The organism is Dielma fastidiosa (assembly GCF_003475485.1).
Classification (GTDB): Bacteria; Bacillota_I; Bacilli_A; order Erysipelotrichales; family Erysipelotrichaceae; genus Dielma; species Dielma fastidiosa.
This window is the reverse complement of record NZ_QRQL01000001.1, coordinates 369,909-390,798: the sequence shown is the minus strand read 5'-3', so window position 1 is coordinate 390,798 and position 20,890 is coordinate 369,909. Positions and strand designations below refer to the sequence as shown.

At 42.8% G+C, this 20,890-nt stretch carries 18 protein-coding genes; 9 read left to right on the top strand and 9 right to left on the bottom strand.

Annotated features, from left to right (window positions below):
* Window positions 1-36: 36 nt before the first annotated feature.
* The 5 genes from DWZ33_RS02050 to DWZ33_RS02030 are packed head-to-tail and all read right to left on the bottom strand — an operon-like array spanning window position 37 to window position 6,308.
* On the bottom strand, window positions 37-1,746 hold the full coding sequence (locus tag DWZ33_RS02050) for an ABC transporter ATP-binding protein (protein WP_015524538.1): 1,710 nt from the start codon (window positions 1,744-1,746) through the stop codon (window positions 37-39).
* Entirely contained in the window at window positions 1,739-3,502 is a 1,764-nt protein-coding gene (locus tag DWZ33_RS02045; protein ID WP_015524537.1) for an ABC transporter ATP-binding protein, read from the bottom strand. Before DWZ33_RS02045 ends, DWZ33_RS02050 begins: the two co-directional genes overlap by 8 nt.
* 3 nt (window positions 3,503-3,505) lie before the next feature.
* Window positions 3,506-4,978 (bottom strand): ABC transporter ATP-binding protein, encoded by a 1,473-nt coding sequence (locus DWZ33_RS02040; RefSeq protein WP_014078544.1) that lies wholly within the window; start codon window positions 4,976-4,978, stop codon window positions 3,506-3,508.
* Complete coding sequence (locus DWZ33_RS02035; protein WP_015524536.1) at window positions 4,975-5,700, bottom strand: energy-coupling factor transporter transmembrane component T; 726 nt, start codon at window positions 5,698-5,700, stop codon at window positions 4,975-4,977. The genes DWZ33_RS02040 and DWZ33_RS02035 overlap by 4 nt, the downstream gene beginning before the upstream one ends.
* A complete protein-coding gene (locus DWZ33_RS02030) occupies window positions 5,697-6,308 on the bottom strand; it encodes an MptD family putative ECF transporter S component (protein WP_009203546.1) in 612 nt (203 codons plus the stop codon). Before DWZ33_RS02030 ends, DWZ33_RS02035 begins: the two co-directional genes overlap by 4 nt.
* A gap of 186 nt (window positions 6,309-6,494) precedes the next feature.
* Between DWZ33_RS02030 and DWZ33_RS02025 the strand changes: the two genes are divergently transcribed.
* Window positions 6,495-7,463 carry an AraC family transcriptional regulator gene (locus DWZ33_RS02025; RefSeq protein WP_015524535.1) on the top strand — a complete coding sequence of 323 codons (969 nt, stop codon included), beginning with the start codon at window positions 6,495-6,497 and terminating at the stop codon, window positions 7,461-7,463.
* A 278-nt stretch (window positions 7,464-7,741) separates the two neighbouring features.
* Here the strand turns inward: DWZ33_RS02025 and DWZ33_RS02020 are convergent, their stop codons facing one another.
* From DWZ33_RS02020 to DWZ33_RS02000, 4 genes are all read right to left on the bottom strand, one after another.
* Entirely contained in the window at window positions 7,742-8,452 is a 711-nt protein-coding gene (locus DWZ33_RS02020; protein WP_118374695.1) for a DUF6040 family protein, read from the bottom strand.
* Window positions 8,430-10,151, bottom strand: coding sequence for a MobA/MobL family protein (locus DWZ33_RS02015; RefSeq protein ID WP_118374694.1), 1,722 nt, complete (start codon window positions 10,149-10,151; stop codon window positions 8,430-8,432). Before DWZ33_RS02015 ends, DWZ33_RS02020 begins: the two co-directional genes overlap by 23 nt.
* A gap of 280 nt (window positions 10,152-10,431) precedes the next feature.
* Window positions 10,432-10,746, bottom strand: coding sequence for a hypothetical protein (locus DWZ33_RS02005; protein WP_014080633.1), 315 nt, complete (start codon window positions 10,744-10,746; stop codon window positions 10,432-10,434).
* A 144-nt stretch (window positions 10,747-10,890) separates the two neighbouring features.
* Window positions 10,891-11,121, bottom strand: coding sequence for a helix-turn-helix domain-containing protein (locus DWZ33_RS02000; RefSeq protein WP_003505382.1), 231 nt, complete (start codon window positions 11,119-11,121; stop codon window positions 10,891-10,893).
* A gap of 174 nt (window positions 11,122-11,295) precedes the next feature.
* On the opposite strand from DWZ33_RS02000, the gene DWZ33_RS01995 reads away from it, so the two are divergent.
* From DWZ33_RS01995 to DWZ33_RS01960, 8 genes are all read left to right on the top strand, one after another.
* Window positions 11,296-11,925, top strand: coding sequence for a helix-turn-helix domain-containing protein (locus tag DWZ33_RS01995; protein ID WP_118374693.1), 630 nt, complete (start codon window positions 11,296-11,298; stop codon window positions 11,923-11,925).
* Between the two features lie 160 nt (window positions 11,926-12,085).
* Entirely contained in the window at window positions 12,086-13,381 is a 1,296-nt protein-coding gene (locus DWZ33_RS01990) for a tyrosine-type recombinase/integrase (RefSeq protein ID WP_118374692.1), read from the top strand.
* Between the two features lie 221 nt (window positions 13,382-13,602).
* The gene (locus tag DWZ33_RS01985) at window positions 13,603-14,397 is read left to right on the top strand and encodes a PTS mannose/fructose/sorbose/N-acetylgalactosamine transporter subunit IIC (protein ID WP_022937554.1); all 795 of its coding nucleotides are present in this window, start codon (window positions 13,603-13,605) and stop codon (window positions 14,395-14,397) included.
* Window positions 14,397-15,215, top strand: a complete 819-nt coding sequence (locus DWZ33_RS01980) for a PTS system mannose/fructose/sorbose family transporter subunit IID (protein ID WP_022937555.1) — start codon at window positions 14,397-14,399, stop codon at window positions 15,213-15,215. Before DWZ33_RS01985 ends, DWZ33_RS01980 begins: the two co-directional genes overlap by 1 nt.
* 17 nt (window positions 15,216-15,232) lie before the next feature.
* The gene (locus tag DWZ33_RS01975; RefSeq protein WP_118453609.1) at window positions 15,233-16,435 is read left to right on the top strand and encodes an N-acetylglucosamine-6-phosphate deacetylase; all 1,203 of its coding nucleotides are present in this window, start codon (window positions 15,233-15,235) and stop codon (window positions 16,433-16,435) included.
* A gap of 1 nt (window position 16,436) precedes the next feature.
* On the top strand, window positions 16,437-17,240 hold the full coding sequence (locus DWZ33_RS01970) for a ChbG/HpnK family deacetylase (RefSeq protein ID WP_182425476.1): 804 nt from the start codon (window positions 16,437-16,439) through the stop codon (window positions 17,238-17,240).
* Window positions 17,241-17,340: 100 nt separating this feature from the next.
* Entirely contained in the window at window positions 17,341-19,071 is a 1,731-nt protein-coding gene (locus DWZ33_RS01965) for an ABC transporter ATP-binding protein (protein WP_118453607.1), read from the top strand.
* The gene (locus tag DWZ33_RS01960) at window positions 19,068-20,852 is read left to right on the top strand and encodes an ABC transporter ATP-binding protein (protein WP_118453606.1); all 1,785 of its coding nucleotides are present in this window, start codon (window positions 19,068-19,070) and stop codon (window positions 20,850-20,852) included. Before DWZ33_RS01965 ends, DWZ33_RS01960 begins: the two co-directional genes overlap by 4 nt.
* Window positions 20,853-20,890: the final 38 nt, after the last annotated feature.

Below are 20,890 nucleotides of genomic sequence, written 5' to 3'. Positions count from 1 at the left end.
TTCATGCGCTATGCAATTATTCTTCTTTAGCTTCTATCAAGCCGATATTTTTTTCTCTGCGTTCCACATAGCAGCATATTTTCCGCCTTTCGCAAGCAATTCCTCGTGGGTTCCAGATTCAGCAATCCTGCCATCACCCATTACAAGAATTTGATCAGCGTTTTTGACAATGGAAAGGGTATGAGCAATCATTACCACTGTCTTTTTCTCTTTTAATAGATTAGCGATGGCCTGCTTTACGGCAAGCTCATTTTCAATGTCAAGAGATGCTGTTGCTTCATCCAAGAGCAGGATGGGGCTATTTTTCAGTATAGCGCGGGCTATTGAAATTCGCTGACGCTCACCGCCAGAGAGAAGATTTCCGTTCTCACCAGTCGGCGTATCATATCCCTTTTCCATCTTACGGATGAAGCTGTCACAGTTAGCCTCCCGGCAAGCATCCTCGATTTCCGTGTCCGTAGCATTAGGGCGGGCGTGTCGGATATTATCCCGGATGGTATCGTCAAAAAGAAATACGTCCTGGTCTACCATAGAAACTTGTTCCAGTACACGCTCTGCGGCAACATGGTTAATGGGTTTACCTCCAATAGAAATCGTCCCGCCCGTTGCTTCATAATATTTTGCAATCAGATTCAAAATAGTAGATTTGCCAGAGCCAGAGTCTCCGACAATGGCCGTGAGCTTTTGATCTGGCACCGTAAAGGTGGCGTGTTTTAGTACAGGTTCACCGGGAACATACTCAAAATCTACATTGTCAAATGTGATTTCATGGGTAGCTGTGTGAAGCGGCTCCATGCTGCCAGTTTCCTCCGGCTCATTCATTACACTCAAGATTTTGTTTTTCGAGATCATCAGGTTCTTATAACTGGTGAGGTCTACAAAAATCGAGTTAGCCAGCTTTGCACAGAACAGGGGCAGCATACAAATCAAAAGGTAGTCCACCGTGTTCAGTGTCCCTGCGACCCAGGGTGCATAGGCCAGCAAGATAACCAGCGGGCAGGACAGCCAACTCAAAATACCAAAGACCGCACCAATAGGAAGCACTTTTGATTCGTACACAAAGCTGATCCGACAGAACTCCCGCATAGCGTTGATAACGGTTTTATTCTTCAAACCACCTACGCCATAGGCCCGGAAAGTTTGAATACCAGACACATACTCCACAATGCTGCTGACATTCTCTGCACAAATATCATTCTTTTCTTTACCATACTTCCGAACCATACGGAAGGAAAGCCACAGTCCAGGGATCAAAAGCAAGTCGGCAATCAGCAGGATAATTCCGGCAGGCACATAAATGGTCATCACAAAAATAATCAGCATGAGCGAAAGTGCAAAACTCTTTGCCATATCACCGATCTTATGGGTCAGGATTTTTTCATAGTTGTTTACATCGCTTGTGATGGTATTGATATAATCGCCGGTCTGTCCCTGGGTAAACCGGGAAAGCGGGATACGCTTCAAATGGTCGCCCATAAAGAGGCGGGTATTCTTGCTGACCTCTGCACCGCCGATCTGCGCTTTGGTATAGCCATAGCTGTAAATCAGGATACGAAGAAGAAAAACCACCGCGATCACACAGGTCAGAACCAGGACACGGTTCATGTCAAATTGTCCCGACCACAAAAACTGCATGACAGAGTAAAGCAGCATAAACAGGCTGCCGGAGAGAAGCCCTTCCAGAACAGTCCCGCCAACGCCAATATAAAAATTACGGTTCTTTTTCAATACATCATGCTCACTCATGCTGCTCGCCTCCCTCCAACTGATAAGTAATATTCCGGGCTGTTTCGTAGTCCTCCCACGCCTTCCGATAGTAAGCATTGTTCTTTCGGACTTCCTCATGGGTTCCGACACAGGTAATTGTGTGATTTTCAACCACTGCTACACGCTCGCACATCTTCAACGCGCTCAAACGATGGGCTACCACAATGACAGTCTTTCCCTTACAGAGATTTTGAATGGCTTTGTCAATCTCCATCTGATTTTCCGGGTCAGAGGCGCTTGTGGCCTCGTCTAAGATCAAAATGGGGGCATTCTTCAGGATAGCGCGGGCAATGGCAATCCGCTGTTTTTCACCGCCGGAGAAGCGAGAGCCAAAGCTGCCCACCTTCGTGTCATATCCATCCGGCAAAGACATGATGAAATCATCAATCTGCGCCTCTTTTGCGGCGGTCCGTACTTTTTCCAGAGTGGCGTTACTGCCCATGCGGATATTTTCTAAAACGCTGTCACGGGTCAGGAAGGTCTTTTGGAACACAATGGCGACATTTTTTAGGATAGTATCATAATTGAGTTCCTTTACATTTTTCCCGCCAATCAGCACTTCGCCCTCCTGCACATCATAGAACCGGGAGATCAGCTCAATCACGGTACTTTTACCGGCACCAGACTGTCCCACAAGGGCCATGCGTTCACCATCTTTAATTTTGAGATTAACGCCTTGCAGTACATCGGTCTTGCCATCATAGGAAAACCGAACATTCCGAAGTTCAATATCGTGATTTTGGGGAAAGTCCGCTCCACCCTCATAAATTGGAATATCCAGTATCTCTTTGGTCTTAGTAACAGCGTTCAGCACATTGGCAAAATTAGTCCCCAGTTCCTGTAGGGGGCGTATTTCCGTCAGATACATGGAACCTACATAGACGAACAGCAAAAATGCGCTGGCAGCCAGTGAGCCTTTCAGGAAAAACATTCCGCCGATTGGAACCATTATCAACATCCCACATTCGATGATAACAACAAAGGCCGCATAAGGTGGCCCCATGCGCCGGGAAGTTTCATTCCACATGGCATTTTCTTCCTGGATAGCGTCTGAAAACTTTTGAAACGATTTGCTCCCCATGTTATAGGCTTTAATCAATTTCATGCCGCTGATGTACTCAATCATAACCGAGTTCAGTGTGGTAATGGAGTGATTGGCCCGTTCCATCAGGTCATCCGTATTGCGGAACATCATCCCCATTACAACAACAGCAAGGATCAGCGGAACCAGGGAAATCAATGCCAGAGGAATATTGACGGTCATCAGATAAATAAAGATGACTACCGGCCCCACCAGATAGCACACAAGGTCAGGAAGGTTATGGGCCAGAAACAGCTCCAACTTTTCAATATCTTCATTCAGAACCGTTTTTATGTCCCCGGTGCGCCGTTCATTCAAGGCCCCTAAAGGCGCTCTGGCCATGTGTTCTGCAACCATGCAGCGCACTTTGAAAAGAGCGCCATAGGCCCCTTTGTGGGCTGCTACGCCGGAACAGCCAAACAGGGCAAACCGCAAAGTTACCGCCACTGCAATCATTACCACGGTATGTACAACAAGTTCCTGCGTGCAGGTATGATTGAAGGTGGCGTCCATCAGCCGGTAAATTCCAATGTAAGGGACGATAATGCAAAGACCGCTGACCGCCGATAGAAAAATTGCCAGGAACAGCCAGATTTTTTGCTCACCGGCCCAGTGGAGCAGCAAAGCTACTCTGTTTTCTTTTTTCTGTTTCATAGATCACCTCTCCTTTCCATCTGAAACAGAGAACAGCTCTCTCAATTTCGGGAGGGCATCCATTGTAACTGGTACATCATCGGGCATTTCGCCCTCGTCAAAATGCAGGACACGGGAGCAGGTACGGCAGACAAATTCAAAATCGTGGGTGACAATGAAAATAACCTTTCCCATATTGGACAACCGGCGGATCAGTCCCGCCACCTGCGTCATACTGTCAAAATCAAGGCCGCTGGTCGGTTCATCGAATACCAGCAGATCTTTCCCACAAATCATGCTAACAGCTACAGCTACTCGTTGCTTTTGACCGCCAGAAAGCGTGTTTGGATGGCGCTCCCGATATTGGGTAAGGCCTAATTCCTCCAAAGTTGCATTTACCAGTGTTTGATCTGGATTGCGTATACCAAAGGAGCACTCTGCCTCCACGCTGTCAGCGAAAAGTTCATAATTCACATCCTGCATAACCATGTAAGAGCGTTTCAGCCTTTCCTTACGCTCAATCGGCTCGCTTTCCCACAAAAATTGTCCATCGCAGTCTTTGTGAAGCCCACAGAGAGCGCGGGAAAATGTAGTCTTTCCAGCTCCGTTGTGGCCGACAACACCAATCACTTCGCCCTTTCCGGCGGATAGCTCAATGTCATGCAAAATTGTTTGCTTCTTGTAACGGAGCGTCACATTCCGCAGCTCCAATACAGGGGTAGGCGCAGGCAAGTGGGCTTTTTGCGGGAATACCGCCTGTAGATCAACAGCTCGCAGCCCCATGTGTTCACGATCAGGTTCAGATAGCTGCCAAAATTCTTCCGGGGTGTATATTCCTTTGATTTCTCCTTTTTCCAGATAAACAATTCGGTCAGCCAACTCCATCAGGTAGTACAGACGATGTTCCGCTATCAAAACTGTTTTTCCCTGTTTTTTTATCAGCCGCAAATGTTCCTTTAGTTCCTGGATCGAAGTCATATCCAGATTAGAGGATGGTTCATCCAATAGATAAATCTGTGGGTTCATGGCATAAACAGAAGCAAAGGCGATTTTCTGCTTTTCTCCGCCGGACAACTCAAAAATATTTCTGTTTCGCAGCTTTTGAATATGCAAATCTTCAGTTGTCTGCTCTACTCGCTCAGCCAATTTCTCAGGAGGGCGAGCTTCATTTTCAATTCCAAAGGCAATCTCACTGTCTGTATCAACATTGAAAAACTGCGTCCGTGGATTTTGGAAAACGGAGCCAACCTTAGCGGCAATCTGATACATGGGGATATTGCTGATTTCCTGACCATCTACCAGCACACGGCCATGAAGCTCCCCCTGATAAAACTGAGGGATCAGTCCATTCACCAGCCTTGTAATCGTTGTTTTTCCGCACCCGCTGCGGCCACAGAACAGGACGAATTCTCCGTCCGAAATTTTCAAATTGATGTCGCGCAGCCCACCATGTTCCTGCCCCGTATAGGAAAACGATACATTTTCAAACTCAATCAACCGATCACACCTCCTCGCACACATAATTCAAAAATCAGATAAGCTACGGCAACGGCCATGACGCCCCAATCGGAAATTCCGCATTTTATCTGGACAAGACAGGTGCGTGGATTGGGATTTTCAATTCCACGAGTGACAGAAGCAACAGAAAGATCATCCGCCGCTTTTGAAGCTGCCATCAATAAAGGCACATAAATACACTCAACCGTCATGCCCGGATGTGTTAAAAAGCCCGCCAGAGATGGTGAAACATCTCTCATTCGCATAGCGTCTGTGATATAGCGCCAGTCCTCTTGAATAGTTGGAATGTACCGCAGCATAACTGCCATAGGAATTACTAACTTTTTGGGTGCGCGGACACGGTTCATAGCAGACAGGAACTCATTGACTTTTGTAGTAGTCAGAACAATCCCAGCCAAGGTTCCGCACGCATAGACCTTATGAAACAAGCCTAAAAAGGCAATAAACATTGTCCGCAGCGTGCCTGTCATTTCTGCCATGATCCAAACTGTCAGGGCACAGATGACCGCATAAAAGCATACAGCCTTAATGACATATTTCCACTTTCCAAAGAAAGCCCCCAATATCGCAATCAGCATAACAAGGATAAATTGATATGCAAGTGAGGGCGCAAACATGGACGATAAAACACACATAAGAATAAGAAAGAGCTTGGCCCGTGGGTCGAGCCAAAGCTCTTTCTTATGGCGTTTACCGCTCATGCTGTAATACCTGCTTTTTCAAACTGCTTTTTCAGCATTTTGCAGCCTACAAAAGCGCTGATTGCAGATGTAATGATAACAGCAGCAAACATGGCAATCAGGATGCCGGTATTTGCAGTTGCCTGCATGGTGTCGATGTAACTCTGTTCAGTTCCGTTCCCCAGCATGGTCTGCGCCCAGCCGTTTGGGTCAACAAAGAACACGATATATGAACCAGTGCCACCGAGAGAGAACAGGATATAAGACAGGCTGTTGAGTTTTTTGCTTTTGTACTGCCCTGCACCAGCAACAAAGTCCGCGACAATCGCCATGATCATGTAGCCCAATGCAAAAGCCCAGTGCATACCAGTCACGAACCAAATAATACCCATGATAACGCCCATTATAGAAAGGCTCCAACGCTTATGTACTTTTGCAATCAGCAAAAGATAAATGGGGCCAGCAAGCAGCCCACCTCCTGCTGGCATGAAAAAAGTAAGTACAGGATTCGTTGCAAAAAAGACACCGCCCACCAATACAAAAACAAATAACAGTGCAGTAAAAATACCTGTTGTTACAAGGTCTTTCACTGTCAGACCTTTGTTCATAGAATTTACTTGATTACTCATTTTGACCTCCTACCTTTCATTGTCTTGACTCGACAAGTGGTTTGTGATATTCTTCGGTTAGATACCTCTAATCTTCGTCTAATACAATACGCATTTATCGAACAACATTCAATAGGTTCCGGCAATGTTCGTCTGTTCCTTTCAAAAGTTCGTCTAATCGTTGCAAAAAGGAGGCGGTCTGTTTTCATGTCTGAAATTATTGACCAGTTTTATACACCGCTACTAATTGAACACGGTTTTATCCGTGACCCAGACAACCAGCAATATGGGGCATTAGGTGACTGCTGGAAACTTTCTCCCGAAGTTGGAGAAGGCACCTACTGGGCTTATGGACAGAAAGACTTATATGATATTAAAATCCATAACTTTTCCTTCCACGAAGATTTCATGTTGGAATGCTCCATGCCGGAATGTTTGAGTATCACTCGGTATGACTCTATTTCCGGGGAGGAATTATCTCCATACCGTAGACTGTCTGCCGGTTGTATCAAAACATTTATTGGAGGCTACACTCCATACAAGGCTTTGATACATAAAAATATTCCAATCCGTTCGGTTGGGATTGAGATTGCACCGGCATATTATGAGGACTACCTGAAAAAACTGTACCCGGAGGCACAGATCAATCCTGTGGATGCATTTCGGAAGATCGACCAAACATCCGACTTTCCAGAAATGTCACGGTTACTCACAGAAATCAAAGACTATCGCGGGGAAGGGATTGCAGCAAGACTTTTTTATGAGGGTAAAGTTGCAGAAGCTGTTTCAATGGTGGTGGAATATCAGAAGAAACATCCTGATAAACCAGCCCATAAGCTCTCTCAACAGGATATTGAAAATCTCCAAATAGTTGCCGCTTATCTTAGCGATCACTATGCTTTTGATATTCCTCTGGAACGGCTAACACAGATTGCCTGCATGGGAACAACAAAGCTCAAAAGCTGTTTTAAGAAATACTACGACTGCACCATCACGGAATATGTTCAACAGCGGCGCATGAGCCAAGCAGAATATCTGCTGGCATATACAGAGCTGACAGTCGGGCAAGTTGCCCAAACAGTAGGCTATTCCACTTCAAGCCGATTTGCAGAATTATTCCGAAAAAGCACGGGATTGTTGCCATTAGAGTACAGAAAAAACGCACAGCGAAAGTAAAATGAGCGCCAGAGGGAACTCTGGCGCTTGTAAAATTTTTCACCCACATTCTAGTCGGGCTTAGCCATGTGTTGTGGAATATATACGGAATGCATCGTCAATATTCCACTGCTGCTTGCGGTTGTTACCAAGATAGTGAGAGCTCATCTGAACACAAAGTTTCCATTGCCCTTTTTCGTACCTAAACGAAGTAAGATTTCATGTGCATGCTCATCACTGAATTTTTAGAATAATCTGTCCTAGCACGAAAGTAAATATGAATAGTTTCTAATAGTTTTTTAATAATATCCTCTGGCTTCTTGCCATCCTTTTACATACCACCTAATTCCAACATATACCAGTTGCACCAATAATAAGAGAAATAGCATATTGATCGGCAAGACTGTCTTTATCCAATCTCCAAAGTAGATTGCTATTTCCAGGCTTATAAGTGTTACCAGTATGGTAATCATATCCCAACAGTATTTCTTATATAGCCCTGCAATCTTTATCCCTATAAACGCTACAAGTATTCCCGCACCCACCAGACATCCACCGCAAATCAATATTCTTATCAGCCAGTATATAATTCTGTCAATGACAGGATTGGATATTCCATTACTAATCTGTGCCACATTCTTTCCTATCAGTGCAATCCAGCCAGCAATAGTCTGTGTGAAAGTTTCGATTGTATCAAAGAATACCACGCAATCAGAAATAAATATTTTTGACCGTATCATCTGGAAAAGAGTAGTTGATACGGAATACCATATCAGCAGAAACATCAATGCTTCATACATGACTGTTTTTGTTTTATATCTGCCTGCCAGTTTTTCCCTCTGCGTATCATACTTTTCTTTGGCTTTCAGATAAGCTGTCTGATTACAATTCTGACACTTTTGATAGAGTACCGGCTTTTCAACCGGTATCTCTACTTTTTTCTGATGAGAGAGTGCATAGTCCCGTTCCTGTTCTGCCTGCCTTAGCTTATCTTGACATTCCTCTGTCATGATTTCGGCAGCGTGCGTTTTCTCTTTCTCGCTCTGCAACAATTCTTTTGTTTTCCTCAAGTCGTTCTTTAAGGCTTGAATGTTCCCTGCTCTGTTCTCGCTGTTTAACCTCTCGTTCAAGGTCAGCGATTCGTCGAGCTGCACTTTCAGTTTCCTGATAGTCCGGTCTTTCTGGTCGAGTTCTTCCTGCATCTGCTCCGTCAGCATTAGCAGTTCTTCCAGTTGATCGTCGTTCTTTGAGTTTCTTAATTCGTTCATCAATCAACCTTCCTTTCTCTAATTGCTGTTCAAGTTCAGTAATTCGCTGTTCTGTTTCTGCAATAGCCGGTTCTCGCTGTTCAATTTCTGTGCCAATTCCTGCCATTGCTGATTTTCGTCTGTGAGTTTCTGTATCTGGTCTGTCTTTTCTTCCAGAAGCATCAACAGTTCTTCTGTATCCGGTAAGATTTGTAGCAGCTCTGGCAATTCTTTCTCTAATTGCTGCAATCGTTCTTCCTGCTCCTGAAAGCACATCAGCTTCTCGTCCTTTTCCTGTATCTCCTGAAGCATCTCTGCCATGATATTCTGCTGTTCCTCTATCTGTGTAATCATTGCTTCCATCATGGGAATTACTTCTTTGCTTTCTTCTAATGTCATTCAACCACTCCTTCCATATTGACAATGCACCGGATACCTTACCAAAGGTTGTGATTACCTTTTGCAGTAGTGCATTTTGTTTTTTAATCATCTGGTTTTCCTCTACCTTCCATGAACCTTTCCTTATCTGTCCGGTGAGATATTTTTCCTCAATCTTTCTTGCATCCGCACCCTCATGAATCGTAGGGATTTTTAATTTGCCCTGTCTTTCATAAGAGCGGTGGTCAATCTGATTGTCTATGGATAAATGCCGGTTACACATCCCAGCCCATTCGCTTCGCCATAACTCACAATTCTTTGGATTATTCCAGCCGGTAGCATCGGTCAGAACCCGTTTCCATTGTTTTCGGTTTCTTGCCCCGACTTTCTGTACTCCGTTTTCATCAAGTACCGGAATGCGGATTCCATGCCGATCAGGATTTTTCTTATCCTGCCACCAGTCCGGGTGGGATTCATCAACCACGATATTTCCGTCAGTATCTCTGACAAAATCCCAGTCCTTGACTTCTTTGCTGCCCCATGAATGATCCAGATTGAATGGTCGCATGGTTACAAGTAAATGCACATGTGGGTTTCCATCGCCCTTATCGTGTATGCTCCAGTCGGCACACATTCCCTTATCCACGAAAGTCTTTTGAATATATTCGGTTGTATAATCAATCTGTTCCTGTCTGCTCCATTCTTTCGGCAGGGAAAATTCAAATGAGCGTCCAAGCTGTGCATCTGCATTTTTTTCTATCTTCAATACCTCATTCCATAGACGCTGTTTCTGAAATGTGATTTTAAACTTTTCCAGTGCGGCATCTTTATCATCCGCTCTTTTATAACGGATAGACTGTTGAAACCTTTTTATATTTTCTTCCGGTACATGCAGCCATTCAGGAGGTGCATTTTCGCACATCATCAGACTGGTGTAGACGACTTCCTTTTTGGAAGTATAGTAACTGATTCTGCCTGTTTCCTCATTCTTCATCACATCTCCATTAAGATATGCCGATGCGGATATGACAGATTTTCCTTTACTGCGCCCGACAATCTTTACTGTAAAGTGAAATATCGCCATGATACGATTCCCCCTTTCTGCCGTATCCGGCATTGATTTCCGACAGCATCTTCTTCTGGTTTGGCAGAAGTGAAGCTGTCGGAACGCCCTCTGCGCAAGAGTGCCCCCTGCGGCATGAGCAGGTCTGGCTGAAAGCCCCGCCGACGGAACGAGCCCGGCAAGCGTAAGCGCAGACCGGTTGCCACTTGTGGCAAACTTATAAGGACGACCTCTGGTTGTCCATAAGTGCGCCCTTCATTCAAAGGCAATGAAGGGAATGGAAAAACCACTCCCTCCGCCATTACACTTCCTCCATATCTGTAAGTGGCTCTTTCTGCATCGCCTTTGAGAAAAACTTTCCGTTTGTTTCCTGCCTTTTTAAGAAGCCTATCAACTTTGGTAAATCTTCCTCCTCAATCGGACAGCCAAGAACCGATTCCACTGCGCCACCAATCTGACAGAGCCTGTGGGTTCGTTTTTTACTTTCCTCTGCTTTCTTTCGCTTTTCCAGTTCCTTCCGCTGTGCAATGAGCTTTTTTGTAGCTTCAATGCTTTCCTGTTCCTTTTTCTCTAATGCACGTATTCTTTCTTCATAAGTCTTTGTTGATTTCGCCATATCGTCTTCATCCTTTCTTTTTCCGATAAACAACAGTTCCCGGTTGCATATCAGGAGAAGCACATGGTATAATCCTCTTGCGTGTAGGTATATCATGGCTTCGGTCTGATAGAACCTTTGGCGGTTTCTTAGGAAGCCGCCTTTTTAAGTTGCCACATTTCTTGTGACAGCTTTTACATTTCCTTTATCCCTCAGATCACGCCCCTCGTTGGCTTCCATGAACTTTTCCAGAATGTCAGTTTTAATAAGGACTTTTCTTCCGACCTTTAATACCGGAAGCTTCTTCCATTCAACCAGCTTTCTCAAAGTGTTTCTGCCAATTCCTGTATAGTCGGCTGCTTCCTCGATGGATAATGCAATCTTTCTTTCCGTCATCTTGTCACCTCCTTATAAATTGCATTATGCAATTTTTGTTGTGCTGTTAGTGTAGCGGTTTTATATTGCGTTGTCAAGCGTTATGAAATTTTAAAAATAATCATTAAATTGCATATTGCAATCATGTGAGGTACATGCTATAATTCATACATACCGAAAAAGGAGGCAATCAGCATGAAAGATAAAGAACTACGCAAGCTGATAGGTAGCAGGGCAAAACAGCGTCGTCTGGAATTAAATCTGACACAGCCTTATGTTGCAGAGAAGATGGGAGTTACCGCTTCCACAATCCTGCGTTATGAGAATGGTTCGATTGACAATACCAAAAAGATGGTGCTGGAAGGTCTTTCGGAAGCACTTCATGTATCTATTGAATGGCTCAAGGGGGAAACCGATGAATACGAAACCGATATTACGGATAAGAAAGAATTACAGATTCGTGATGCAATGGGCGATATTCTCAAACAGTTACCTCTCGACCTTAGTAAAAAGGAAGATGCTTTTTCCAAAGATTTACTGCTGTTGATGTTAAAGCAATATAACCTGTTTCTGGAATCATTCCAGTTTGCCTGCAAGAATTACAAGGGCAACACGAATGAAGCGGATATTGCAAAGGCAATGGGATTTGAATCGAATGATGAATATAACGAGATTATGTTTCTCCGGGAGATCACCCATACCGTTAATGCCTTTAATGATATGGCAGATATTGTAAGGCTCTATTCCAAGAAACCGGAAATGGCAGAACAAAGGCTTGAAAATCTTTTATCAAAAGTTTTGTATGAGAATTCCGATTCGGTATAGAACGACAACCGGAGTTATGATACAATGAGCACGAGCAAGTCAGGCTGTTTACAGATTTGACGAGCGGCGAATTGGCTTATGGACTTGTCCATAAGATGCCTACACGCAAGAAGCATTTCATCAGTTCCGATTGTCTGATATCGAAAGGAGACACACGATTATGGCAAAAGGATCTGTAAGAAAAAAAGGAAAGAAATGGTACTACCGCTTCTATGTAGAAGATGCAAGCGGCAATCTGGTTCAGAAAGAATACGCTGGAACAGAAAGCAAAAGTGAAACGGAAAAACTGCTCCGTCAGGCAATGGACGATTACGAAAGCAAGAAATTCATTGCAAAGTCGGAAAATATTACAGTTGGAGAATTACTTGATATATGGGCAGAGGAAGAATTAAAGACCGGTACGCTCAGTAATGGGACAGTCCAGAATTACCTCGGTGCTATTACCAGCATCAAGAAGCATCCAATTTCAGAGAGAAAGTTGAAAAATGTAACATCTGAGCATTTACAAGCCTTCTTCGATCTGCTTTCCTTTGGTGGCACTTATCCCGATGGTTCAGAAAGAAAAGGTTACAGCAAAGATTACATCCGTTCTTTCTCGGCAGTATTACAGCAGTCATTCCGATTTGCAGTATCACCAAAGCAATATATCACTTTCAATCCGATGCAGTATATTAAGCTGAAATACCAGACGGATGAGGTTGACCTGTTTTCCGATGATGACATGGATGGCGATATACAGCCAATTCCACGAGAGGATTATGAAAGACTGATTGAATTTCTACAGGATTACAATCCACCGGCAATTCTTCCAATCCAGATAGCTTATTATACAGGACTTCGTATCGGTGAAGCGTGTGGTCTGGCATGGCAGGATGTGAATCTTGAAGAACAGTGCCTTACAATCAGACGCAGTATCCGATATGATGGTTCAAGGCACAAGAATATCATCGGACCAACCAAGCGAAAGAAAGTAAGGATTGTTGATTTTGGAGATACGCTGACTGAGATTCTTCGCAATGCCCGAAAGGAACAGCTTAAAAACCGAATGCAGTACGGAGAACTTTACCACAAAAACTACTACAGAGAAGTAAAAGACAAAAACAGAGTTTACTATGAGTTCTATCATCTGGACGGAACAGAGAACGTTCCAGAAGATTATAAGGAAATATCCTTTGTCTGCTTAAGACCGGATGGAAGTTTGGAACTGCCAAGCACGTTAGGAATTGTTTGCAGGAAGATTGCTCAGAAACTGGATGGATTTGAAGGATTTCATTTTCACCAGTTGCGACACACCTACACAAGCAACCTTCTGGCAAATGGAGCAGCTCCGAAAGATGTACAGGAACTGTTAGGACACTCAGATGTCAGTACCACAATGAATGTCTACGCCCATTCCACAAGAAAAGCCAAGCGGGAATCCGCAAAGTTACTTGATAAAGTGGCAGGCAACGACTAAATAAAACTTTCCCTTATTTCCCTTACGATTATCTCATAAGGGCAAAAATAAGGGAAAATACATATCATTTCACTAATGAATGGGCTGAAAAGCCTGTAAAATAGGAAAAGTTAGAAAGATATTTCGGCAAACTGGAATTGAATGTGTTTATCAAACAACTCCGGAAGATTATCCGGAACCATTAGCAAAAGTGCTGAAAATTAAATAAGGAGGATGGCATTATGATTATCGATGCAATGAAGTTGAGTATTCTCTATTGGATTATTTTATTACTTGATACGTATATTTTATCATGGCAATGTTTAATGCGGCCAATAGTAGTAGCGCCGTTAGCGGGATTACTGCTTGGTGATCTTAAAACTGGAATTGTAATGGGAGCGGCTTTGGAATCAGTATTTATGGGGATTTCAGCAATCGGCGGTTCAGTGCCTGCGGATGTAACAACGGGCAGTATCATTGCAGTTGCGTTTACTGTTCTAACTGGTGCCGATATGGAAACCGGACTCGCTTTATCGTTACCAATTGGAACAGCAATGGCTTCAATTAATGGATTGTTTACACCAGTCTGGGGAGCTTTATCGCCTTATTGGGAAAAGTTGGCAGGCAGCGGCAATATTAAAAATTTTGAAATACAGGTCATGTTAGTCAATCTGCTGACACCGATTGTCAGTGCTGTCGTATTATTCTTTGCAGTAGCTTATGGGGTTGAAAGTCTGCAGGCTTTCTTAGCGGTTTTGCCAGCTTGGGTAATGACTGGCTTAGGCGCTGCCAGCGGTATGATGCTTGCGGTCGGTTTCGCAATTTTAACATCAATGATCTGGTCAAAAGAAATTGGTTATTTTTTCTTTTTGGGTTATGTGATGGTGGTTTATCTAGGTATGGGAACGCTGCCAATTGCTATTGTTGGTATTGTAATTGCGATAACGATGTTTATGAATGAAAAACGGATCGTGGACTTAAAAAATCAGATTACATCATCGTCTCAGGTAATCAGCGATGAGGAGGATTTCTTCTAATGGAAAAGAAAACTTTAAATCAGGATGAAAAACGCATTCTCAGGTCGATGTTTATTCGCTCACATTTAACTTTTGTTTCAGCGAATATGGTTAAGCTGGAAGCAAACGGTATGACGATGACGTTGATTCCTGCTATTGAACATATTTATAAGGATGATGAAGTAGGGAAAAGAGAAGCATATGCACGTTCACAGCAATTCTTCAATACACATGCTGTACCATTTGCTTTTATCGCTGGCCTTGTTTACGCAATGGAAAAAGAGCATAAAGAAAACAATTCAGTGGATGGCAAAACAATTGAAAGTGTAAAAGCAGCTTTGATGGGGCCAACAGCTGGTATGTTTGACAGTTTATTCTTTAATTGCCTGCGTATCATCGCTGCCGGTATCGGAATAGGATTATGCGCTGAGGGAAATATCTTAGGTTCAATTTTATTTGTATTAATCTATGGTGTTTCACAATCAGTCTGTAAATATTTCTTTGTAAATTGGGGTTATATTTATGGTACATCATTTATCGATATGATATTTAATTCAGGTTTGATGGGAGCATTTACTAAATCGGCTTCTGTTTTAGGTATCATGATGGTAGGTGCGATGACGGCACAAATGGTTAATGTGCCAATTAATTGGACATTGAATATTGGTCAGACATCATTAGTTGTTGGGGATGTATTAAATTCAATATTCCCAGGGTTCTTATCTGTATGTTTGCTGTTCTGGCTTGTCCACTTAATTAAAAAAGGAATTCGTCCTACAACGTTGATTTTGATTATATTAGTTATTTCACTGTTAGGTGCATTTGTAGGTATATTCTAAAGAAAGGGGATGTGGCAATGATTTATAAGTCAGATCAAATATATACTGAAGATGGCTGCTTCAGCGGATATATGAAAGTGGAAAATGGCAAAATCTATGATTTTCTGATTGATGCAGGCACTGATGAAGTTATTGATTATACAGGCTATCGTATCATACCAGGCATTTTTGATACCCATAATCATGGCACGATGGGCTATACAATTATGGGTGATGTGAAGAATAAGGAAGCTCATGTCAGAGGCTATTTAAAGGGTTTAGCATCCCAGGGTGTTACTGCAGTTCTCGCGACGGCTGATTTACCTTTTTTTGCAACTTTAGCGCAGATGGCAAGCCTTGAATTAGATGGCGCAAAAATTATTGGTATACATTCGGAAGGTCCTTTTTTAAACCGAGTAGGTGAAAAGGGGATAGATACGGGTCATCCGGAAATTACCGATGAACTGCTTGAAAAAATGGTAGATGAGGCAGGCGGAGTTTTAAAGCTGGTTGCATTGGCACCTGAGCTGCCGCATGCTGATGAAGCGATTGCATATTTTAAAGGGAAGGGTATTCGTGTAGCTTTTGCCCACAGTAACTGCAATTATGAAGAAGCAGTCACAGCTTTTCGTAAGGGTATTACAGTAACAACGCATACAGCAAATGTTATGAGCGGTATTCATCATCGAAGAATGGGTGGTTTAGGTGCTTGTATTCTTGATGCTTATGTCAATAATGAATTAATTTGCGATTTTATGCATGTATCAAAAGAAATGATTGACTTAATATTGCGCTGTAAAACACCAGATAAGATTATGCTGGTTTCGGATAATACACCTTTGAGCGGCGCTCCGGTAGGGCGTTATATGTTAACTGTGAATGAAGATAACCGTATGGCTGTCAATATTGATGAAAAAGGGTATTGTCTCTCTGATACAGGACGCTTATGCGGTTCTACAAAGCCTGTTCTTACCGGCATCGGCAATTTAGTGGAACAGCTTCAAGTACCAATGGAAACAGCGATTCAAATGGCTTCTTTAAATCCTGCGCGGGTTTACGGCATTGGCGATCACAAGGGTTCACTGGCAATTGGCAAGGATGCTGACTTTGTCGTGATAAATAATAATTATGAAGCATGTTATACATACAGTGAAGGACGTATGATTTATAATACGGAAAAGGATACAGATTTATTTAATCAAGCATATCTGAATGAAATTGCCTTTTGTGAGGATAAATAAAATGAAAAAGAAACTTATTGTTGTTGCCGATGATTTTGGTTTTAGTGAAGCGTATAATTATGGTGTGATGAAGGCATATAAAGAGGGCATAGTGACAGTTGCTTCTTTAATGAGTAACATGGAAGCAGCACCTCATGCAGTAAAGCTGGCTAAAGAGTATCCTGATCTTAATCTTACCCAACATACTAATTTTGTATCAGGGTACCCGGTGAGTGATCCGCACATGATACCATCGATGGTTGATGAAAATGGGAAATTTTATCGTTCTGTGCAATGGGCACCAACCAGCCCGCTAGATACTAAATGTCAAGGACATGTAGTAGTAAGCTATGAGGACGCAAAAACTGAAACATTGGCGCAGATGGCAAGATTTAAAGCATTGACAGGACATGCTCCTAATCATTTTGAGGGTCATTCTGCAGGTACAGATGCGATTAATAAGGCTTTTCTGGAAATTAGTGAAAACACAGGCATTCATTGTATGGCTTTGCTGGATAAGGAAACTGATAGTCTGAAGCCGGCACATGAGTTGGTGATGGCAAACAACGAATACATGCTTGCGCTGCATCGAGGTATGTGTGTTGAAGATTTTATCAATACAGAGGGCTTTGGTCTGCTGGCCAGTCCGTATGAAATTAATGTGATGCATTTTCATCCTGGTTATGTAGATGCTTATATCCTTGATAATTCTACATTGACGATCCAGCGCTGCCGAGATCTTCAAGTCTTATGTGATTCACGGCTGCGAAGCTGGCTTGATAATCATAATATTGAATTAACGGATTATAATGCGGTATATAAGTAGTCCTTACAGCCGCATTGACTTTAAGAGAGCTGTGTGTTAGAATTCAAAATGAATGAAAAGGGAGAAGCGTGCTTCTTCCTTCTTTTTAAAGGAGTAACTTATGAAGCTGATCTTAAAGTATTTAAAACGTTATAAAAAGCTTCTGCTTTTTGATTTCTTGTCAGTGTTTGGCTTTGCGCTGGTAGAGCTTGGCATTCCAACGATAGTTGCGCAGATGATCGATCAGGGAATTGCCAATCAGGATCCTCAGTTTATAAAAGAGCGCACACTGGTGATACTGCTGATTGCTGTTTTGGGTGTATTTGGAACGATTTGTCTCGGTTATTGCAGCGCCCGCATCTCAATCAACATAACCCGTGATATCCGCTCAGATATCTTTAGACGCGTTCAGCAGTTTTCCCATGCGGAATTCAATAAGTTTGGGGTATCCAGTATGATAACCCGAACAAATAATGATGCGTTTCAGATACAATTATTCGTAAATGTATTGCTGAGAACAGCTTTGCTGACACCGGTTATGTTTATCGTATCCATGGTGCTGACGATTCAGAATTCACTGCCGCTCTCGTTAGTGTTGGCGGCTTCGGTTCCATTTATTGTAGCCGGTGTTTATATTGTTGCGAAAAAAGCCGATCCGCTATCAACCCGTCAGCAGAAAGGCCTTGATAAGCTGAATCAGGTAACCCGTGAAAACCTTACCGGCATTCGTGTCATCCGCGCGTTTAGAAATGATGAATTTGAAATGCAGCGGTTTGCACAGACTAATGAAGATTATACGAATACATCAAGAAAGCTGTTTAAGCTGATGACGATTACACAGCCTTTATTCTTTTTAATGCTGAATGCGGTCATTCTGATTATTTTCTGGCTTTCAGCTAATATGATTAATGTTGGTACACTCAGCGTCGGTCAGCTGACGGCTTTCCTTGAATATTGTTTCCATGCGATGTTTTCAATGATGCTTTTCTGTACAGTATTTATCATGTATCCAAGAGCGGCCGTATCCGCAAGCCGTATTCAGGCTGTTTTTGATACTGACATCAGTATAGTCAATCCTGAGAATGGGGTAACAGAAACGCCGATAAAGGGTAAAATTGAATTTGATCATGTAGATTTCGTATATCCAAATGGCGAAGAGGCTGTCTTAAAGGATATCTCTTTTAAGGCTGAAAAGGGTGAAACGGTGGCTTTTATCGGCTCAACCGGTTCTGGCAAGTCAACACTGATTAACCTGATTCCACGCTTTTATGATGTCACCCGCGGTTCAATCCGCATCGATGATGTTGATATCCGTGATTTTGATTTAAAAGCACTGCGTTCGCGTATCGGTTTTATTCCGCAGAAAGCATTGCTGTTTTCAGGCAACATCGGCAGCAATATCCGTTTTGGCCGTCTGGATGCGCCTGAGGATGAGGTAATTCATTCTTCACAGGTTGCACAGGCCTATGATTTTATTACTCAGAAGCCGCATCAGTTTGAGGAAGCGATTGCCGAGGGTGGTACGAATGTATCCGGCGGTCAGAAGCAGCGGTTATCAATTGCCAGAGCTTTATTGATTAAACCGGAAATCTATATTTTTGATGACAGCTTTTCAGCGCTTGATTTTAAAACTGATGCCCGTCTGCGCGCTGATCTGAAAGAAGAAACAAAAGATGCGATTACGTTGATTGTCGCACAGCGAATCTCTACGATCATGGATGCGGATCAAATCATTGTGCTGAACGAGGGAAAAATCGTTGGACATGGCACGCATCATGAGCTATTGAAGAACTGTACGATTTATCAGGAAATTGCGGCTTCTCAGCTCAGCGAGGAGGAATTGGCACGATGAAACAATCAATAAAATTGACTTACCAACGGATCAAACCGTTTGTTTCTCCTTATAAATGGCTTTTTCTAGGTGCTATTGTCTTTTTGGTAACTGCCAGTGTATTAATGGCGCTGACACCTTCAGTCGAAGGCTGGATTACTACCTCTTTAATGAATGATGTGCTGGCAATGAAGGCTGGTACTCAAAGCGGTGTTAATTTTGCCTATGTTTTACAGACAATCATTCTTTTGGCAATTATGTATTTGATTCAAAAGGGTTCTAATATTCTGTCAGGTTTTATGCTGACGGATGCAATTCAGAAAATGATGCGCGATTTGCGAAATGCTGTGGAAATGAAAATTCATCATTTGCCGATTGCTTATTTTGATGCGCATGAAAGCGGCGATTTAATGTCACGGATCGCTAATGATGTCGATACGGTATCCAACGCGCTCCAGCAGAGCTTTTCACAAATATTGAATGGCATTCTGGCAGTGATTTTAGCATTGACAATGATGTTTAGAATCAATACGACAATGGCATTATGTACAATGCTGATCATACCGATTTCTTTGCTGATTTCTCGTATCATCGTACATTTTTCACAGCGTTTGTTTAAACGTCAGCAGGATGCTTATGGTGCGATGAATGGCACAATTACTGAAATGTATACCGGCTTCGATGAAATTCAGCTGTATAACCGTCAGCAGACAGCGATTGAAGAATTTGAAAAAATTAATAACAATCTTTGTCAGTCAGGCTTTAAGGCACAATTTATTTCATCACTGATGAGTCCTTTGATCTCACTGGTTACTTATCTGGGAATTGGTATTATGGCGATGATGGGGGCTTTAAATGTACTCTCCGGTGCTATCACAGTGGGAAATCTGCAGGCTTTTATCCGTTATATCTGGCAGATTAACGAGCCGTTGAATTCAATTTCCCAACTGTCATCAACACTTCAGGCAGCCGCCGCCGGATTCGCCCGTATCTTTGAAATTCTTGATACTGAGGAAGAGGTTAAGGAAAGTGAAACACCGCTCTGTGTTGAATGTCTGAAGGGGAATGTTTCCTTTGAACATGTACGCTTTGGCTATACACCAGATAAAATCTTGATTAAGGATCTGAATGTAGAAGTCAAGAGCGGTCAGACGATAGCGATTGTCGGTCCGACAGGTGCCGGTAAAACGACATTAATTAATCTTTTGATGCGTTTTTATGAATTGAATGGCGGTTCCATTAAGGTTGATGGTGTCGATATAAAGGATATGCGACGCGATGATCTGCGTTCCATTTTTGGTATGGTTTTACAGGATACATGGCTTTACGGCGGTACAATTGAAGACAATATCCGCTATGGCCGGCTTGATGCAACCCGTGAAGAGGTTGTGAATGCGGCTAAAGTAGCCAATATCCATCATTTCATTAGAACACTGCCGGATGGCTATGCGACAGTATTAAATGAAGAGGCAAATAATATCAGTATCGGTGAAAAGCAGCTGCTGACTATTGCCCGCGCGATTCTTGCTGATCCGCCGATTCTGATTCTTGATGAAGCAACCAGCAGTGTTGATACAAGACTTGAAATCATGCTTCAAAAAGCAATGAAAAATATGATGATGAACCGTACAAGTTTCGTCATTGCTCACCGGCTTTCCACGATCCGGAATGCGGACTGCATATTGGTTATTAATCATGGTGATATTATCGAACAGGGAAGTCATGATGAGCTGATGAAGCAGCAAGGCTTCTATGCGGATCTGTATAATTCACAATTTGCCGACTGTATTGATGAAGAATAGGGCAAACCTATTCTTTTTTGCGTTTAGAAATGGTAGAA

What these genes read in the sequence shown, in the direction of transcription:
- DWZ33_RS02050 (WP_015524538.1), bottom strand. Translation starts at nt 1,746, where the DNA reads ATGAGTGAGCATGATGTATTGAAAAAGAACCGTAATTTTTATATTGGC.
- DWZ33_RS02045 (WP_015524537.1), bottom strand. Translation starts at nt 3,502, where the DNA reads ATGAAACAGAAAAAAGAAAACAGAGTAGCTTTGCTGCTCCACTGGGCC.
- DWZ33_RS02035 (WP_015524536.1), bottom strand. Translation starts at nt 5,700, where the DNA reads ATGAGCGGTAAACGCCATAAGAAAGAGCTTTGGCTCGACCCACGGGCC.
- DWZ33_RS02030 (WP_009203546.1), bottom strand. Translation starts at nt 6,308, where the DNA reads ATGAGTAATCAAGTAAATTCTATGAACAAAGGTCTGACAGTGAAAGAC.
- DWZ33_RS02025 (WP_015524535.1), top strand. Translation starts at nt 6,495, where the DNA reads ATGTCTGAAATTATTGACCAGTTTTATACACCGCTACTAATTGAACAC.
- DWZ33_RS02020 (WP_118374695.1), bottom strand. Translation starts at nt 8,452, where the DNA reads ATGACAGAGGAATGTCAAGATAAGCTAAGGCAGGCAGAACAGGAACGG.
- DWZ33_RS02015 (WP_118374694.1), bottom strand. Translation starts at nt 10,151, where the DNA reads ATGGCGATATTTCACTTTACAGTAAAGATTGTCGGGCGCAGTAAAGGA.
- DWZ33_RS02005 (WP_014080633.1), bottom strand. Translation starts at nt 10,746, where the DNA reads ATGGCGAAATCAACAAAGACTTATGAAGAAAGAATACGTGCATTAGAG.
- DWZ33_RS02000 (WP_003505382.1), bottom strand. Translation starts at nt 11,121, where the DNA reads ATGACGGAAAGAAAGATTGCATTATCCATCGAGGAAGCAGCCGACTAT.
- DWZ33_RS01995 (WP_118374693.1), top strand. Translation starts at nt 11,296, where the DNA reads ATGAAAGATAAAGAACTACGCAAGCTGATAGGTAGCAGGGCAAAACAG.
- DWZ33_RS01990 (WP_118374692.1), top strand. Translation starts at nt 12,086, where the DNA reads ATGGCAAAAGGATCTGTAAGAAAAAAAGGAAAGAAATGGTACTACCGC.
- DWZ33_RS01985 (WP_022937554.1), top strand. Translation starts at nt 13,603, where the DNA reads ATGATTATCGATGCAATGAAGTTGAGTATTCTCTATTGGATTATTTTA.
- DWZ33_RS01980 (WP_022937555.1), top strand. Translation starts at nt 14,397, where the DNA reads ATGGAAAAGAAAACTTTAAATCAGGATGAAAAACGCATTCTCAGGTCG.
- DWZ33_RS01975 (WP_118453609.1), top strand. Translation starts at nt 15,233, where the DNA reads ATGATTTATAAGTCAGATCAAATATATACTGAAGATGGCTGCTTCAGC.
- DWZ33_RS01970 (WP_182425476.1), top strand. Translation starts at nt 16,437, where the DNA reads ATGAAAAAGAAACTTATTGTTGTTGCCGATGATTTTGGTTTTAGTGAA.
- DWZ33_RS01965 (WP_118453607.1), top strand. Translation starts at nt 17,341, where the DNA reads ATGAAGCTGATCTTAAAGTATTTAAAACGTTATAAAAAGCTTCTGCTT.
- DWZ33_RS01960 (WP_118453606.1), top strand. Translation starts at nt 19,068, where the DNA reads ATGAAACAATCAATAAAATTGACTTACCAACGGATCAAACCGTTTGTT.